This window comes from Pseudomonas sp. G7(2022) (assembly GCF_052660475.1).
On the sequence record NZ_CP109659.1, the window covers coordinates 1,208,748 to 1,225,002 of the forward strand.

Here is a 16,255-nt window from a genome sequence, read left to right on the forward strand (position 1 = left end):
CTGAAGGTGGCATTCGATTAAATAGATGGCTTGCGTCCGCCGTGGGGCTGTTCGCGGGCCACGGTCAGGAAAGGATCGACCAGCGCCGGTCGCGCCGTGCCGCGACGCCAGGCCAGACCGACGTCGAGGGTCTGGTTGAGGTCGGCAATCGGCCGCGCTTCGATGATGTCGCCTTCCAGCGACCACGGTCGGTAGGTCATGTCCGGTTGGATCGATACGCCCAGGCCGGCTGCGACCAGACTTCGCACCGCCTCGGTGGAAGCGGTTCTGAGGGTGATCTTCGGTTGCAGCCCGGCGCCGCGCCAAAGGCGTTGGGCGTTGCGATCCATCTCGTCGACGTTCAGTTGAATCAACGGCTCCCGGGCGACATCGGCGAGGTTGATGCTGTCGTGTTCCAGCAGCGGGTGCTGGGCCGGCAGCCACAAACGGTGCGGCGAGTGGGTCAGCACTTCGGTCTGCAAGGCGTGGCGGTCTTCGAGGTTGGAGAGGATCAGCACGCCGACATCGATTTCGCCGCTGACCAGCAGATGCTCGATGTACGGCCGTTCGTCCTCCATCACCCGGATCTCGACATTGGGGTAGGCACGCTGGAAACGGGTGAGCAAATCCGCCAGGTAATAACCGGCCACCAGACTGGTCACGCCGACGATCAACTGCCCGGCGACCTGGTCGGTGCTCTGTTGCAGGCTGCGTTTGGCGTTGTCCACGGTGGCCAGAATCAGGTGTGCCTGGCGCAGGAATTGGTGGCCCTGATGCGTCAGCGTCATGCCCTTGGCGTGGCGATTGAACAGGCTGACGCCGATTTCTTCCTCCAGTTGCTGGATGGCCAGGGTCAGGGTCGATTGGGAAATGAAAGCGGTTTGCGCGGCGGCGGAGATCGAGCCGGTCTCGGCCACAGCGATGAAATGGCGGATCTGACGCAAGGTCATCATGGAAGGTTTACCCGGTGGGCGGTTTTTATAGATTGCCTCGAGTGTATATCTATTTTCGCGAAGGGCTGCTGGGGGCCAGGCAACATCTGGAAGCACACTCGCACCCAAGTGGCGGGCACTTTCGAACTAGGCTGAGGGCCTTATTGATCCGGATAACCCCTGTTTGGAGGCGGAACATGAACACCCGTGGATTGCTCGATCAACTCCTCAAGTCCGGCCAGGAACTGCTGCAGAACAAGGCGGGCGGGGCGCAGAACAAACCGGCTGCCGGCGGTTTGGGCGGCTTGCTGGGCGGATCTTCCAGTCATGGCGCACTCGGCGGTTTGCTGTCAGGCGCCGGCGGCGGTGCCCTGGCGGCCGGCGCCATGGGCCTGCTGCTGGGCAGTAAAAAGGCCCGCAAGGTTGGCGGTAAAGTCGCCATTTACGGCGGCCTCGCCGCGCTGGGCGTGATCGCCTACAAAGCCTATGGCAACTGGAACGCCCAGAAAGGCACCGCCCCGCAAAACGAACCGCAGACCCTCGACCGCCTGCCACCGGCGCAAGTCGAACAACACAGCCAGGCCATCCTCAGAGCCCTGGTCGCCGCCGCCAAGGCCGACGGCCACATCGACGACCGTGAACGCCAACTGATCGAAGGCGAATTCACCAAACTCGACAACGATCAGGAACTCAAGCACTGGCTCCACGCCGAACTCAATAAGCCCCTCGACCCCACCGATGTCGCCCGCGCGGCAAGCACGCCGGAGATGGCCGCCGAGATGTACGTGGCGAGCGTGATGATGGTGGATGAGGAGAACTTCATGGAGAAGAGCTATCTGGATGAACTGGCGCGGCAGTTGAAGCTGGAGCCGGGGTTGAAGGTGGAGCTTGAGAAGCAGGTCCGTGTAGCTACCCAGTAAAACCGCTGTCAGCGATATCAGAACCCGCGATCCCGCACAGGATGGCGGGTTCTTTCGTTGTGGCTGAAAAATCGCCGGCGAGGGCGCGTTACGGTATCGGCAGATCGTCTGCAGCGGAAATGGCCAATCCATCGCCCCTTTTTGCCATTGCGTCACTGGCACGCCACCCTCCGATTCCTTGAAAGTCCCTGTCCAGAGCCCACCCCGTTTACTCGGAAGGCCTGAGCGCGGCAAACCGTCTTATAAATGAAACACCGCCCTCAGCTATACTCCCCCGCATTTCGACCCGCCCCGAGGACTGACTGTGAAGAACTGGACGTTGCGCCAACGCATTTTGGCGAGCTTTGCGGTGATTATCGCCATCATGCTGCTGATGGTGGTCGTCTCGTATTCGCGGCTGCTGAAGATCGAAGCCAGTGAAAACAGCGTTCGTGACGACGCGATTCCCGGCGTCTATTACAGCTCGATGATCCGCGGCGCGTGGGTCGACAGTTACCTGCAGACCCAGGAACTGCTGGGGCTCAAGGAAGGGCAGGGCGTCAGCAGCGAAGATGCGGCCGATTACAAAGCCTTCGAGTCTCGTCTTCAGGAGCAGATGGCCAATTACCGTGGCACGGTGGTCACGGACGAGGACAAGCTGGAATTCGCGGCGTTCGAGAAATATCACGACGCCTACCTGAAAACTCAGGATGCGGTACTGGATCTGCACAAGCGCAATCTCGAAGCCGACGCTGTAAAGCTGTTCCACGAACAACTGACACCGACCTGGTACTCGGGCCGGATGAAGCTCAACGACATCATTGGCGAGAACAAGAAAGTCGCCGACAAGGCCATGGCCAACATCGACGAAGCCGTGGCGGCAGCCAAGGTCAGCATGTTCGTCTCGCTGCTGGTGGCCGTGCTGGCCGCCGGTTTCTGCGGTCTGTTGCTGATGCGCGCAATCATGGCGCCAATGAACCGCATCGTGCAGATCCTCGACATCATGCGCACGGGCGATCTGAGCAGCCGCTTGAACCTTGAGCGCAAGGACGAGTTCGGCGCGGTGGAAACCGGCTTCAACGACATGATGACCGAGCTCACCTCGCTGGTGTCCCAGGCCCAGCGCTCGTCGGTGCAGGTCACCACCTCGGTGACCGAGATCGCCGCCACTTCCAAGCAGCAACAGGCGACGGCTACCGAAACCGCGGCGACCACGACTGAAATCGGCGCGACGTCCCGCGAGATCGCGGCAACCTCACGCGACCTGGTGCGCACCATGACCGAAGTTTCCACCGCCGCCGATCAGGCCTCGGTGCTGGCCGGTTCCGGGCAGCAAGGCCTGGCGCGCATGGAGGACACCATGCACTCGGTGATGGGCGCGGCGGATCTGGTGAACGCCAAACTGGCGATCCTCAACGAGAAGGCCGGCAACATCAATCAGGTGGTCGTGACTATCGTCAAGGTCGCCGATCAGACCAACCTGCTGTCCCTGAACGCCGCGATCGAAGCGGAAAAGGCCGGCGAGTATGGCCGTGGTTTCGCCGTGGTCGCCACCGAAGTGCGGCGTCTGGCGGATCAGACCGCCGTGGCCACTTACGACATCGAACAGATGGTCCGTGAGATCCAGTCGGCGGTTTCCGCCGGGGTGATGGGAATGGACAAGTTCTCCGAGGAAGTGCGCCGTGGCATGGCCGAAGTGCAGCAGGTCGGCGAGCAGCTGTCGCAGATCATCCATCAGGTACAGGCGCTGGCGCCGCGGGTGTTGATGGTCAACGAGGGCATGCAGGCCCAGGCCACCGGAGCCGAGCAGATCAACCATGCGCTGGTGCAACTGGGTGATGCCAGCAGCCAGACCGTCGAGTCGTTGCGTCAGGCCAGTTTCGCCATCGACGAACTGAGCCAGGTGGCCGTAGGCCTGCGCAGCGGCGTTTCGCGATTCAAAGTCTGATGAGCGAAATCACCGCCAAACGCAGCGCTGCCCCGGTGGCGAAGCAGGCGTTGTTCCTGCTGTTTCGCATCGGCAGCGAACGCTACGCCTTGCGCGCCACGGAAGTGGCCGAAGTGCTGCCGCGCCTGCCGTTGAAGCCGATTGCCCGGGCGCCGCACTGGGTGGCGGGGGTGTTCGCCTATCGCGGCACGGTGGTGCCGGTGATCGACCTCAGTGCCCTGACATTCGGCCATCCTGCCGAGGCGCGTACCAGCACGCGACTGGTGCTGGTGCATTACCGCGCGGATGACTCGCAGCCCTCGCAATGGCTAGGCCTGATCCTCGAACAGGCCACCGATACCTTGCGCTGCAACGCGGATGATTTTCAGCCGTACGGCCTCGACAATCGTCAGGCGCCATACCTCGGCCCGGTGCGTGAAGACGCCCAAGGGCTGGTGCAATGGGTGCGGGTCAACGACTTGCTGGACGAGTCGGTGCGCACGCTGCTGTTTCCGACGCCGCCGCTGGACCCACAGCGACTTGAGGAGCAGCCATGAGCAGCGACCAGCGCTTCTTCGACTTCCTCAAGGAACGCATCGGCCTCGATGTCGCTTCGGTCGGCCCGGCGATCATCGAGCGGGCCGTGCGCCAGCGCATCACCCTGTCGCAAACGGTGAATGCCAACGAGTACTGGCAGACCCTGCAAGTCTCGCGGGACGAACAGCAGGCGCTGATCGAAGCGGTGATCGTCCCGGAGACCTGGTTTTTCCGTTACCCGGAATCCTTCGCCACCCTGGGCAAACTGGCCCGCAAACGCCTGGCCGAGCTGAACAACATGCGGGCGCTGCGCATCCTCAGCCTGCCGTGTTCCACCGGTGAAGAACCCTATTCGATTGCCATGGCGTTGCTCGATGCGGGCCTCAAACCCCATCAGTTCAAGGTCGATGGCATGGACGTCAGCCCTTTGTCGGTGGACAAGGCGCGGCGGGCGCTGTACGGCAGGAACTCGTTTCGCGGCCAGGAGCTGGATTTTCGCGAGCGGCACTTTTCCGCCGATGACGAGGGTTATCGGGTGAATGAAATTGTCCGCGAGCAGGTGCGCCTTCAAGTGGGCAACGTGCTCGATCCCTCGTTGCTGGTCAACGAACCGCCGTTCGATTTCGTGTTCTGCCGCAACCTGTTGATCTATTTCGATCAGCCGACCCAGCAACAGGTATTCGCCGTGCTCAAACGCCTGACCCATGTCGACGGCGTGTTGTTTATCGGCCCCGCCGAGGGCAGTCTGCTCGGGCGACTGGGTATGCGTTCGATCGGGATTCCACAGTCCTTTGCGTTCAGTCGCGACAGCGACCCGCAACCCGAACCGCTGCCGATGCCGGTTGCGATTGCGCCTCCGTTGCCCGTGCGCCAGCCCGTGCGCAGCACGCCGCCGCCACCGGTACGCAGTCGTCCATTTGCCGCTGTGACGCCACTGCCTGCCACCGCCAAAAGCCCGACCCCCGACGCGGCGACCCTGCTGGCCAACATCGCCGCTTTGGCCAACGAAGGCAAAAGCGCCGAAGCCCGCGCTGCATGCGAACAGTTTTTGCGCAGCCATGAGCCGGTGGCCCAGGTGTTCTACTGGCTTGGCCTGCTCAGTGACGTCGCCGGCAGCGCTCTCGAAGCCCAGGGTTATTACCGCAAGGCTTTGTACCTCGAACCGCAACACGCCGAAGCCTTGATGCACCTGGCCGGGTTGCTGCAGGCCCAGGGTGACACGGCCGGTGCCCGACGATTGCAGGAGCGCGCCGCCCGCAGCGGTCGCACCGCCGACAGTGAGCGTAAACGATGATCCCGTCCGACACCTTGAACGTCACCCACGAAGACGCCCGGGCCATCGACGATTGCTGGAACCGCATCGGCATTCACGGCGACAAGTCCTGCCCGCTGTTGGAAGAACACATCCATTGCCGCAATTGCTCGGTGTATTCCGCCGCGGCCACGCGCCTGCTTGACCGTTATGCGCTGCAGCAGGATGAGCGCGACCCGGTGGCGACCCAGGTTGAAACCGAGCTGAAAACACGTTCGTTGCTGATGTTCCGCCTCGGCGAAGAATGGCTCGGCCTGGCCACCCGCAGCCTGGTGGAGGTCGCGCCGTTGCAGGCGATTCACTCGCTGCCGCACCAGCGCTCCCGGGCCTTGCTCGGTGTAGCGAACGTGCGCGGGGCGCTGGTGGCGTGCCTGTCGCTGGTCGAACTGTTGGGCCTGGACAGCAACGCCGCGGCGCCCACTGGGGCGCGGATCATGCCGCGCATGTTGATCATTGCTGCCAATGGCGGGCCGGTGGTGGTGCCGGTGGATGAAGTCGACGGCATTCACGCCATCGACGAACGCATTCTTGACGCCGCATCCCGATCCGGTGCGCAGGCCAGTGCCAAATACACCCGAGGCGTGTTGCCCTTCAAAGGCCGCAGCCTGCGCTGGCTGGATGAAGAACAGTTGCTGTCCGCCGTGACCCGGAGCCTCACATGACCCCCGAGCAAATGCGCGACGCCTCTCTGCTCGAGCTGTTCAGCCTGGAAGCCGAAGCACAGACTCAAGTGCTGAGTGCCGGGCTCCTGGCGCTGGAGCGCAATCCGACCCAGGCCGATCAGCTCGAGTCCTGCATGCGTGCTGCGCACTCCTTGAAAGGTGCGGCGCGGATTGTCGGCATCGACAGTGGCGTCAGCGTCGCCCACGTGATGGAAGATTGTCTGGTCAGCGCCCAGGAAGGGCGGTTGTTCCTGCGCCCGGAGCATATCGACGCGCTGTTGCAGGGTACCGACCTGCTGATGCGCATCGCCACCCCGGCCAACGGCCCGCAACCGGCGGATATCGAGGCTTACGTAGCGTTGATGGGCGGTTTGCTCGATCCGACGGCACCAGCCGTGGTGCCTGCCGCTCCGAGTGCGCCATCAATGGCCGAGTTGCAACTTCAGCCACCGCCGATGGTTGAGCCCGCGCCGGTTGACATCCCGGTCGAGGTTGCCGAGCCGGAACCCGCGCCGCGCAAGAGCAAACGCACCACGGAGGGCGGCGAGCGGGTGCTGCGGGTCACCGCCGAACGCCTGAACAGCCTGCTCGATCTGTCGAGCAAATCCCTGGTGGAAACCCAGCGCCTCAAGCCGCACCTGGCCACCATGCAGCGCCTCAAACGCATGCAGAACAACGGCCTGCGGGCGCTGGAAAGTCTCAATGTGCATCTCAAGGAACATGCCCTTAGCCTTGAAGCTCAAGAAGCGCTGGAAGATGCGCGGCGCCTGCTCGCCGAATCTCAGCAACTGCTGGCAGAGAAAAACGCCGAGCTCGACGAGTTCGCCTGGCAGGCCAGCCAGCGAGCGCAAGTGCTCTATGACACCGCGCTGGCCTGCCGCATGCGGCCGTTCGCCGATGTGTTGTCCGGTCAGGTGCGGATGGTGCGCGACCTCGGTCGCAGTCTTGGCAAGCAAGTGCGCCTTGAGATCGAGGGCGAGAAGACTCAGGTCGACCGTGATGTGCTGGAAAAACTCGAAGCACCGCTGACGCATCTGCTGCGCAACGCAGTGGATCACGGCATCGAAACCCCGGAAGAACGCCTGCTCAAAGGCAAGCCCGAAGAAGGCCTGATCCGTCTGCGCGCCTCGCATCAGGCCGGTCTGCTGGTGCTGGAATTGAGCGATGACGGCAATGGTGTCGATCTGGAAAAGGTCCGTCGCAGCATCGTCGAGCGCCAGCTGTCGCCGGCGGAAACGGCCGCCCAGTTGAGCGAAGAAGAGCTGCTGACCTTCCTGTTCCTGCCGGGTTTCAGTCTGCGGGACAAGGTCACCGAAGTGTCCGGTCGTGGCGTCGGCCTCGATGCCGTTCAGCACATGGTTCGCCAGTTGCGCGGTGCGGTGGTGCTGGAGCAGACGGCGGGCGAGGGCAGTCGCTTCCATCTCGAAGTACCGCTGACCCTGTCTGTGGTGCGCAGCCTGGTGGTGGAAGTTGGCGAGGAGGCTTATGCGTTCCCGCTGGCGCACATCGAACGCATGTGCGATCTGGCGCCGGAGGACATCGTGCAGGTCGAAGGCCGCCAGCACTTCTGGCACGAGGGGCGGCATGTCGGGCTGGTCGCGGCCAGCCAGTTGCTGCAGCGTCCGGCCAGTCAGAACAGCGGCGATACCCTGAAAGTCGTGGTGATCCGCGAGCGCGAGGCGATCTACGGTGTGGCGGTGGAGCGTTTCATCGGCGAGCGCACGCTGGTGGTGTTGCCGCTGGACGAGCGGCTGGGCAAGGTGCAGGACATTTCCGCCGGGGCGTTGCTCGACGATGGTTCGGTGGTGTTGATCGTCGATGTCGAAGACATGCTGCGCTCGGTGGACAAGTTGCTGAACACCGGGCGTCTGGAGCGAATCGCCCGCCATGGCAATCAGGCCGCAGAGGCGGCGCGCAAACGGATTTTGGTGGTCGACGACTCGCTCACCGTGCGTGAATTGCAACGCAAACTGCTGCTCAATCGCGGCTATGACGTGGCCGTTGCGGTCGACGGCATGGACGGCTGGAACGCCTTGCGCTCCGAGGATTTCGATCTGCTGATCACTGACATCGACATGCCGCGCATGGACGGCATCGAACTGGTGACGCTGCTGCGTCGCGACAATCGCCTGCAATCGCTGCCGGTGATGGTGGTGTCTTACAAGGATCGCGAAGAAGACAGGCGCCGTGGACTGGATGCCGGGGCGGACTATTATCTGGCCAAGGCCAGCTTTCATGACGATGCACTGCTCGACGCAGTGGTTGAGCTCATCGGAGGAGCGCGGGCATGAAGATCGCAATCGTCAACGACATGCCTATGGCGGTGGAGGCCCTGCGCCGGGCGCTGGCTTTCGAGCCGGCGCATCAAGTGGTGTGGGTCGCCAGCAACGGCGCCGAAGCGGTGCGCCTGTGCGCGGAAAACACCCCGGACCTGATCCTGATGGACCTGATCATGCCGGTGATGGACGGCGTCGAGGCCACCCGGCGCATCATGGCCGAGACGCCCTGCGCGATTGTCATCGTCACGGTCGACCGCCAGCAGAACGTGCACCGGGTGTTCGAAGCCATGGGCCACGGTGCGCTGGACGTAGTCGACACCCCGGCCCTCGGCGCCGGCAACGCTCAGCAGGCGGCGGCACCGCTGCTGCGCAAGATCCTTAATATCGGCTGGCTGATCGGCGAGAAAACCGCTCGCTCGCGCCCGGCCCAGACCACGCCACGCAGTTCGGCATCGTGCCAGCGGCTGGTGGCGATCGGCTCGTCCGCAGGCGGCCCGGCGGCGCTGGAGGTCTTGCTCAAAGGCCTGCCGCGCAACTTTTCGGCAGCGATCGTACTGGTGCAGCATGTCGACCAGGTTTTCGCCGCCGGCATGGCCGAATGGCTGGCCAGTGCCAGTGGCCTCGACGTGCGCCTGGCACGGGAGGGCGAGCCACCGCAGGCCGGCGCGGTGCTGCTGGCCGGCACCAATCACCACATCAGGTTGCTCAAGAACGGCACGCTGGCCTACACCGCCGAGCCGGTCAACGAAATCTACCGCCCCTCGATCGACGTGTTTTTCGAAAGCGTCGCCAATTACTGGAACGGTGACGCAGTAGGGGTTTTGTTGACCGGAATGGGACGCGACGGGGCGCAAGGGCTTAAGCTCATGCGTCAACAGGGCTACCTGACCATCGCGCAGGATCAGCAAAGCAGTGCGGTGTACGGCATGCCCAAGGCCGCCGCGGCCATCGATGCAGCCGTAGAAATCCGTCCACTGGAAAAGATAGCGCCACGATTGCTGGAGATTTTCCCCAAATGAACACATCCATCCGCAATCCTGGCCCCCGCAGCACTCAGGTGACCGCCCATGAATGACTTACAGATCGATGACATCAAAACCGACGAGAACGCCGCCATGGTGTTGTTGGTGGACGATCAGGCGATGATCGGCGAAGCCGTGCGCCGCGGGCTGTCGAATGAAGAGAACATCGACTTTCACTTCTGCTCCGACCCGCATCTTGCCGTGGCCCACGCGGTGCGGATCAAGCCGACCGTGATCCTGCAGGATCTGGTGATGCCGGGCCTTGACGGCCTGAGTCTGGTGCGTGAATACCGCAACCATCCGGCGACCAAAGACATTCCGATCATTGTCCTGTCGACCAAGGAAGACCCGCTGATCAAGAGCGCAGCGTTCTCCGCCGGGGCCAATGATTATCTGGTGAAGCTGCCGGACAACATCGAGCTGGTGGCGCGCATCCGTTATCACTCGCGCTCCTACATGACCCTGCTGCAGCGGGACGCGGCCTATCGCGCCTTGCGGGTCAGCCAGCAGCAATTGCTCGACACCAATCTGGTGCTGCAGCGGCTGATGAACTCAGACGGGCTGACCGGGCTGTCCAACCGCCGGCATTTCGACGAATACCTGGAGCTGGAATGGCGCCGCTCGCTGCGTGACCAGAGCCAGTTGTCGTTGCTGATGATCGACGTCGATTACTTCAAGTCCTACAACGACACCTTCGGTCACGTCGAAGGCGACGAAGCCTTGCGCAAGGTCGCCACGGCGATCCGCGAGGCCAGTGCCCGGCCGTCCGACTTGCCGGCGCGTTATGGCGGCGAAGAGTTTGCGCTGGTGCTGCCCAACACCTCGCCGGGCGGGGCGCGGCTGGTGGCGGAGAAGCTGCGCCAGACCGTGGCGGCGCTGAAGATTCCGCACAATGCTCCGGTCGAAGGGTCGAGCCTGACCATCAGCATCGGCCTGGCGACGATGGTGCCGGAGTCGGGCAGCGACTGCCGGTTGCTGATCTCGGCGGCGGACCGTGGCCTGTACCTGGCCAAGAACAACGGGCGCAATCAGGTCGGCATCGAATAGGTACGCGATACCCTTGTGGGAGCGGGCTTGCTCGCGAATGCGGTGGATCATTCAGCAATGATGTCGATTGATACTCCGCCTTCGCGAGCAAGCCCGCTCCCACGGGGATCTGTGTCAGGCCATGTCAAGTGAATCGCCTTAACAGCCGCCAGACGGGCTGCCGTGACAGCTTGATTACGTTATACTCGCCGGCTTTCAAAAGTTCGCCAACGAGTGCTGCCCGTCATGGAAATCAACCCGATCCTGAACACCATCAAGGACCTGTCCGAGCGCTCCGAAACTATTCGGGGGTATCTTTGACTACGATCAAAAGCATGAGCGTCTGATCGAAGTCAATCGCGAGCTTGAAGATCCTGCAGTCTGGAACAAACCTGAATACGCCCAGGAACTGGGCCGCGAGCGCGCTGCGCTGGCGCAGATCGTCGATACCCTCGATGAACTGAACGGTGGCCTGGCCGATTGCCGCGAGCTGCTGGACATGGCCGTTGAAGAGAACGACGAGGGCGCGGTCAACGACGTCGTCGAAGTTCTTCAAGGTCTCGAAGAGTCCCTGTCCAAGCTCGAATTCCGCCGTATGTTCAGCCACGAGATGGACCCGAACAACGCCTACCTGGACATCCAGGCCGGTTCCGGCGGCACCGAAGCCCAGGACTGGGCCAACATCCTGCTGCGCATGTACCTGCGCTGGGCCGACAAACGCGGTTTCGACGCGACCATCATGGAGCTGTCGGCCGGTGAAGTCGCCGGGATCAAGGGCGCTACCGTGCACATCAAGGGCGAATACGCCTTTGGCTGGCTGCGCACCGAGATCGGCGTGCACCGTCTGGTGCGCAAGAGCCCGTTCGACTCCGGCAACCGTCGTCACACCTCGTTCTCCGCGGTTTTCGTCTCGCCAGAGATCGACGACAAGGTGGAAATCGAAATCAACCCGGCAGACCTGCGGATCGACACCTATCGTTCCTCCGGTGCCGGTGGTCAGCACGTAAACACCACCGACTCGGCCGTACGTATCACCCACGTACCGACCAACACCGTGGTCAGCTGCCAGAACGAACGTTCCCAGCACGCCAACAAGGACACCGCCATGAAAATGCTGCGGGCCAAGTTGTACGAGCAGGAAATGCAGAAGCGCAACGCCGCGTCCCAGGCCCTGGAAGACACCAAGTCGGACATCGGCTGGGGTCACCAGATCCGTTCGTACGTGCTCGATGCGTCGCGGATCAAGGATCTGCGTACCAACATCGAACGCAGTGACTGCGACAAGGTACTCGACGGCGATATCGACGAATACCTGGAAGCCAGCCTGAAATCGGGGCTGTAAGCTTCACCCGACCTCAAGTCCCCCGTCACCGGCGGGGGCAACGAACCTGTGATGGAAAATTTAAAGACATGAGCGACCAACAACTCGATTCGCAAGCCCTGCAACAGGAAGAAAACTCCCTGATCGCCCTGCGCAAGGAAAAGCTTGCTGCCGAGCGCGCCAAGGGCAATGCCTTCCCGAACGACTTCCGCCGCGACAACTACTGCGATGCACTGCAGAAACAGTACGCGGACAAGACCAAGGAAGAGCTGGCAGAGGCTGCGATCCCGGTCAAGGTTGCAGGTCGCATCATGCTCAACCGTGGCTCGTTCATGGTGATCCAGGACATGACCGGTCGCATTCAGGTCTACGTCAACCGCAAGACCCTGTCCGAAGAAACCCTGGCTGCTGTAAAAACCTGGGACATGGGCGACATCATTGCTGCCGAAGGCACCCTGGCCCGTTCCGGCAAGGGCGACCTGTACGTCGAGATGACCAGCGTGCGCCTGCTGACCAAATCCCTGCGCCCGCTGCCGGACAAGCACCACGGCCTGACTGACACCGAACAGCGCTACCGTCAGCGCTACGTTGACCTGATCGTCAACGAAGACGTGCGCCAGACCTTCCGCGTGCGTTCGCAAGTGATCGCGCACATCCGCAGCTTCCTGATGAAGCGCGACTTCCTCGAAGTCGAAACGCCGATGCTGCAGACCATTCCTGGCGGCGCCGCGGCCAAGCCGTTCGAAACCCACCACAACGCGCTGGACATGGAAATGTTCCTGCGTATCGCGCCGGAGCTGTACCTCAAGCGTCTGGTGGTTGGCGGTTTCGAAAAAGTGTTCGAGATCAACCGCAACTTCCGCAACGAAGGCGTTTCGACTCGTCACAACCCTGAATTCACCATGTTGGAGTTCTACCAGGCTTACGCCGACTACGAAGACAACATGGACCTGACCGAAGAACTGTTCCGTGAACTGGCGCAGCTGGTTCTGGGCAGCACCGACGTGCCGTACGGCGACAAGGTGTTCCACTTCGGCGAGCCGTTCGTGCGCCTGTCGGTGTTCGACTCGATCCTCAAGTACAACCCTGAGCTGACCGCCGATGACCTGAACGACATCGACAAGGCGCGCGCCATCGCCAAGAAGGCCGGCGCCAAGGTGCTGGGCTTCGAAGGTCTGGGCAAGCTGCAGGTGATGATTTTCGAAGAGCTGGTCGAGCACAAGCTGGAACAGCCGCACTTCATCACTCAGTACCCGTTCGAAGTGTCGCCGCTGGCCCGTCGCAACGACGACAACCCGAACGTCACCGACCGCTTCGAGCTGTTCATCGGCGGCCGTGAAATCGCCAACGCCTACTCCGAGTTGAACGACGCGGAAGACCAGGCCGAGCGCTTCATGGCCCAGGTGGCCGACAAGGACGCCGGCGACGACGAAGCCATGCACTACGACGCCGACTTCGTTCGCGCGCTGGAGTACGGCATGCCGCCAACGGCCGGTGAAGGTATCGGTATCGACCGTCTGGTGATGTTGCTGACCAACTCGCCGTCGATCCGCGACGTGATCCTGTTCCCGCACATGCGGCCGCAAGCGTAAGTGTTTCAATAAAAAAGCCGCCTGAAATGGGCGGCTTTTTATTGCCTGTCTGGTACAAACGTATCAAATGGTTACTTTTGAAAAAAACAACAGAGGAAGTCCTGTCGTGATCGGTGCAATGGCTCAAGAGGGTGCAGCGGGAATCGCCACTGCGGTCGCTGAAAGTGTTCAGTACCAGGGCCGCAAGGCCAGCCGACAGGGCAGCGAGCAGCGTCGGCAGGATATTCTGGATGCGGCGATGCGCATTGTCGTGCGCGATGGCGTGCGGGCCGTGCGCCACCGGGCGGTGGCCGCCGAGGCCGGTGTGCCGCTGTCGGCCACCACGTATTACTTCAAGGACATCGATGACCTGCTCACCGATACCTTCGCCCAGTACGTCGAACGCAGCGCGGCTTACATGGCCAAGCTGTGGATCAACAACGAAGGCCTGCTGCGCGAGATGGTGGTCAGCGGTGACGGCAGTCTGGAGTCGCGTTCGCAGCTGGCCGACGATATCGCCCGATTGATGGCCGATTACGTGCACCGGCAACTGGTCAATCGTCGTGAGCATTTGATGGCCGAGCAGGCGTTCCGTCAGGAAGCGCTGCTCAACCCGCGTCTGGCGGAACTGGTGCGTTCCCATCAGCAGATTCTGTTGCAGGGCACCTGCCAGTTGTTCCAGGTATTGGGCTCGCGCGAGCCGCAGCAGGATGCCAAGGTGTTGACGGCGATTATCGGACGGATGGAATATCAGGGCCTGCTCAACGACGCCGAGCCTTTGGCCGAAGAGGACATGCTCGGTATTCTGACGCGCTATATGCACCTGGTACTCGCGTCGGTCTGAAAGCCGATGGAGGTCTCCCACAGGGGAAGGTGTTTCAGGTTCTAGGGAGTGTTGAATGAAAGCCTGGCGTGGCGCGTTGATCGCGCTGTCGTTCCTGCTGCTCAGCGGTTGTCTGGTGACCTTCAAGGAGCCGCTGCCCGCCCGTGAGCCGGCGCCCAAAGGCCTGCTCGGCCAATGGTCGAGCACCAACGCCTGGGGCGAGCCGATGAATCTTGAACTGACGCGCCTGGGCAACGATCGCTATCAGGCGGTGGCGTACTTCAAGGCCAGACCCCATGAGCGTGAAGCCTATCCGTTCACGGTGTCGCGCCACGGAAGCCGCTGGTACCTGTCGGCGAAGGTGCCGGCGCAGTATGGCGGGCAATTCACCATCGCCGGTTTCGAGATCACCGACAAGCGCGAACTGGTGATCTACAACCTCGACCTCGAACAGATCAACCAGGCCATCGCCCAGAAAGCCCTCGACGGCCAGGGCTTCCAGACCGATGACGGCGACGGCGTGCAGGTCGACAGCCCGCTTGAAAAGGTCTTTGCTTACCTCGACGACCCGGCCAATACCGACGTTTTCGTCGAAGCGGCGCGCTATCAGCATCAGGCCAAAGCCAAATAATTCAGTTCGTCACGTTTTCTACAGGAGTTTCGGGTGGACGATTACCAGCAGACGATACGCACGCTGTCCGATCGCATAGTGCTGGCGCAGACGCCGATCCGCGTGCTCGACGCGGTCAAGTGGGACGAGAACATCCGCAAGGGGTTCCTCAAGGCCAAGGGCAAGGAATTGCCGGCGGTGGATCGCGACTACTACCTCAACCGGCCGCTGTCCTTCGATTCGAGCAAGGTCAAGCTGGAATTCCAGAACATCGAACGGGACATCACCCGCCAGCTCGGCCAGTTCAACCCGGTCGGCCAGATCATGCGGCGCATGTGCAAGGAATACCGGATGGTAGTGCGCATGCTCGAAGCGCGCGGCACCGAGGATTTCGGCCTGATTTCCCAGGAACTGTACGGCGCCGCGTCCGATGCGTTCCACGCCGGCGACCCGACGCTGGCCGACCTCGGTTTGATGATGTCGGACTACCTGAACAACATCGATGGTCGTGGCGACCTGAAGGACGAACCGAAGACCCTTACCGCCAAGGACGCCGTGCATCTGTTGCAAACCCGCCTGAACAAGGTGTTCGGCGAGGCCGAGGAAACCATCCGCGTGTTCGAGTCCGACGGGATCGTCGCCGATGCGGCCGCGGGCGCCGACTACATCAAGATCCGCACCGACGCGATGTTCAACGACCGCGACGTGCGGGCACTGGAAGTCCACGAAGGCCTGGTGCACGTCGGCACCACGCTCAACGGCTTGAACCAGCCGATCTGCACCTTCCTGTCCAAGGGCCCGCCCTCGTCGACGGTGACTCAGGAAGGCCTGGCGATCCTGATGGAAATCATCACCTTCGCCTCTTACCCGAGCCGCCTGCGCAAACTGACCAACCGCACCCGCGCCATTCACATGGTGGAGGAGGGGGCGGACTTCCTGCAGATTTTCGAGTTCTTCCGCGAGCAGGGCTTCGAAATGGCGGAAAGCTATGGCAACGCCAGCCGTGTTTTCCGCGGATCGACGCCGACCGGTCTGCCATTCACCAAAGACTTGTCCTACCTCAAGGGCTTTATCATGGTTTACAACTACATTCAGTTGGCCGTGCGTAAAGGCAAGCTCGAGCAGATCCCGCTGTTGTTCTGTGGCAAGACCACACTGGAAGACATGCGAACCCTGCGTCAACTGGTGGACGAAGGCCTGGTGGTACCGCCCAAGTACCTGCCGGACCAGTTCCGCGACATGAATGCGTTGTCGGCGTGGATGTGCTTCTCCAACTTCCTCAATCACTTGAGCCTGGACCGGATCGAGGCGGATTACTCCAACATCCTGTAGGCCCATTGATCATTCCCGCGCGG

At 62.1% G+C, this 16,255-nt stretch carries 14 protein-coding genes and 1 pseudogene; 13 read left to right on the forward strand and 2 right to left on the reverse strand.

Annotation, left to right across the window (positions count from 1 at the left end):
• Positions 1 to 17: 17 nt before the first annotated feature.
• Positions 18 to 932: a LysR family transcriptional regulator gene (locus tag NE357_RS05340; protein WP_007954670.1), complete on the reverse strand. Its 915-nt coding sequence runs from the start codon at positions 930 to 932 to the stop codon at positions 18 to 20.
• A gap of 176 nt (positions 933 to 1,108) precedes the next feature.
• Between NE357_RS05340 and NE357_RS05345 the strand changes: the two genes are divergently transcribed.
• From NE357_RS05345 to NE357_RS05380, 8 genes are all read left to right on the forward strand, one after another.
• Positions 1,109 to 1,831, forward strand: a complete 723-nt coding sequence (locus tag NE357_RS05345) for a tellurite resistance TerB family protein (RefSeq protein WP_169429020.1) — start codon at positions 1,109 to 1,111, stop codon at positions 1,829 to 1,831.
• 304 nt (positions 1,832 to 2,135) lie between these two features.
• Positions 2,136 to 3,758, forward strand: a complete 1,623-nt coding sequence (locus tag NE357_RS05350; RefSeq protein ID WP_169429021.1) for a methyl-accepting chemotaxis protein — start codon at positions 2,136 to 2,138, stop codon at positions 3,756 to 3,758.
• Positions 3,758 to 4,294 (forward strand): chemotaxis protein CheW, encoded by a 537-nt coding sequence (locus NE357_RS05355; RefSeq protein ID WP_169429022.1) that lies wholly within the window; start codon positions 3,758 to 3,760, stop codon positions 4,292 to 4,294. Before NE357_RS05350 ends, NE357_RS05355 begins: the two co-directional genes overlap by 1 nt.
• Positions 4,291 to 5,568: a CheR family methyltransferase gene (locus tag NE357_RS05360; RefSeq protein WP_169429023.1), complete on the forward strand. Its 1,278-nt coding sequence runs from the start codon at positions 4,291 to 4,293 to the stop codon at positions 5,566 to 5,568. The genes NE357_RS05355 and NE357_RS05360 overlap by 4 nt, the downstream gene beginning before the upstream one ends.
• Complete coding sequence (locus tag NE357_RS05365; RefSeq protein WP_169429024.1) at positions 5,565 to 6,248, forward strand: chemotaxis protein CheW; 684 nt, start codon at positions 5,565 to 5,567, stop codon at positions 6,246 to 6,248. Before NE357_RS05360 ends, NE357_RS05365 begins: the two co-directional genes overlap by 4 nt.
• Positions 6,245 to 8,539: a hybrid sensor histidine kinase/response regulator gene (locus NE357_RS05370; RefSeq protein WP_169429025.1), complete on the forward strand. Its 2,295-nt coding sequence runs from the start codon at positions 6,245 to 6,247 to the stop codon at positions 8,537 to 8,539. The genes NE357_RS05365 and NE357_RS05370 overlap by 4 nt, the downstream gene beginning before the upstream one ends.
• Complete coding sequence (locus tag NE357_RS05375) at positions 8,536 to 9,546, forward strand: chemotaxis response regulator protein-glutamate methylesterase (protein WP_169429026.1); 1,011 nt, start codon at positions 8,536 to 8,538, stop codon at positions 9,544 to 9,546. The genes NE357_RS05370 and NE357_RS05375 overlap by 4 nt, the downstream gene beginning before the upstream one ends.
• 48 nt (positions 9,547 to 9,594) lie before the next feature.
• Positions 9,595 to 10,596, forward strand: a complete 1,002-nt coding sequence (locus NE357_RS05380) for a response regulator (protein ID WP_169429027.1) — start codon at positions 9,595 to 9,597, stop codon at positions 10,594 to 10,596.
• Positions 10,597 to 10,609: 13 nt separating this feature from the next.
• On the opposite strand, the pseudogene NE357_RS05385 reads toward NE357_RS05380, so the two are convergent.
• Positions 10,610 to 10,714, reverse strand: a pseudogene (locus NE357_RS05385) (metal ABC transporter ATP-binding protein); the annotation flags it as partial.
• Positions 10,715 to 10,821: 107 nt separating this feature from the next.
• On the opposite strand from NE357_RS05385, the gene prfB reads away from it, so the two are divergent.
• The 5 genes from prfB (at position 10,822) to NE357_RS05410 (ending at position 16,232) form a co-directional block, all read left to right on the forward strand.
• A protein-coding gene (gene prfB, locus NE357_RS05390; RefSeq protein WP_102621447.1) for a peptide chain release factor 2 occupies positions 10,822 to 11,917 on the forward strand; the annotation gives its coding sequence in 2 pieces (ribosomal slippage) (positions 10,822 to 10,893 and positions 10,895 to 11,917; 1,095 coding nt in all).
• Between the two features lie 68 nt (positions 11,918 to 11,985).
• The gene (lysS, locus tag NE357_RS05395; protein WP_169429028.1) at positions 11,986 to 13,488 is read left to right on the forward strand and encodes a lysine--tRNA ligase; all 1,503 of its coding nucleotides are present in this window, start codon (positions 11,986 to 11,988) and stop codon (positions 13,486 to 13,488) included.
• A 118-nt stretch (positions 13,489 to 13,606) separates the two neighbouring features.
• Positions 13,607 to 14,311, forward strand: a complete 705-nt coding sequence (locus NE357_RS05400; RefSeq protein WP_169432599.1) for a TetR/AcrR family transcriptional regulator — start codon at positions 13,607 to 13,609, stop codon at positions 14,309 to 14,311.
• Between the two features lie 55 nt (positions 14,312 to 14,366).
• Complete coding sequence (locus NE357_RS05405) at positions 14,367 to 14,921, forward strand: hypothetical protein (protein ID WP_169429029.1); 555 nt, start codon at positions 14,367 to 14,369, stop codon at positions 14,919 to 14,921.
• Positions 14,922 to 14,954: 33 nt separating this feature from the next.
• Positions 14,955 to 16,232, forward strand: coding sequence for a flavohemoglobin expression-modulating QEGLA motif protein (locus NE357_RS05410; protein WP_169429030.1), 1,278 nt, complete (start codon positions 14,955 to 14,957; stop codon positions 16,230 to 16,232).
• The last annotated feature ends 23 nt before the right edge of the window (positions 16,233 to 16,255 follow it).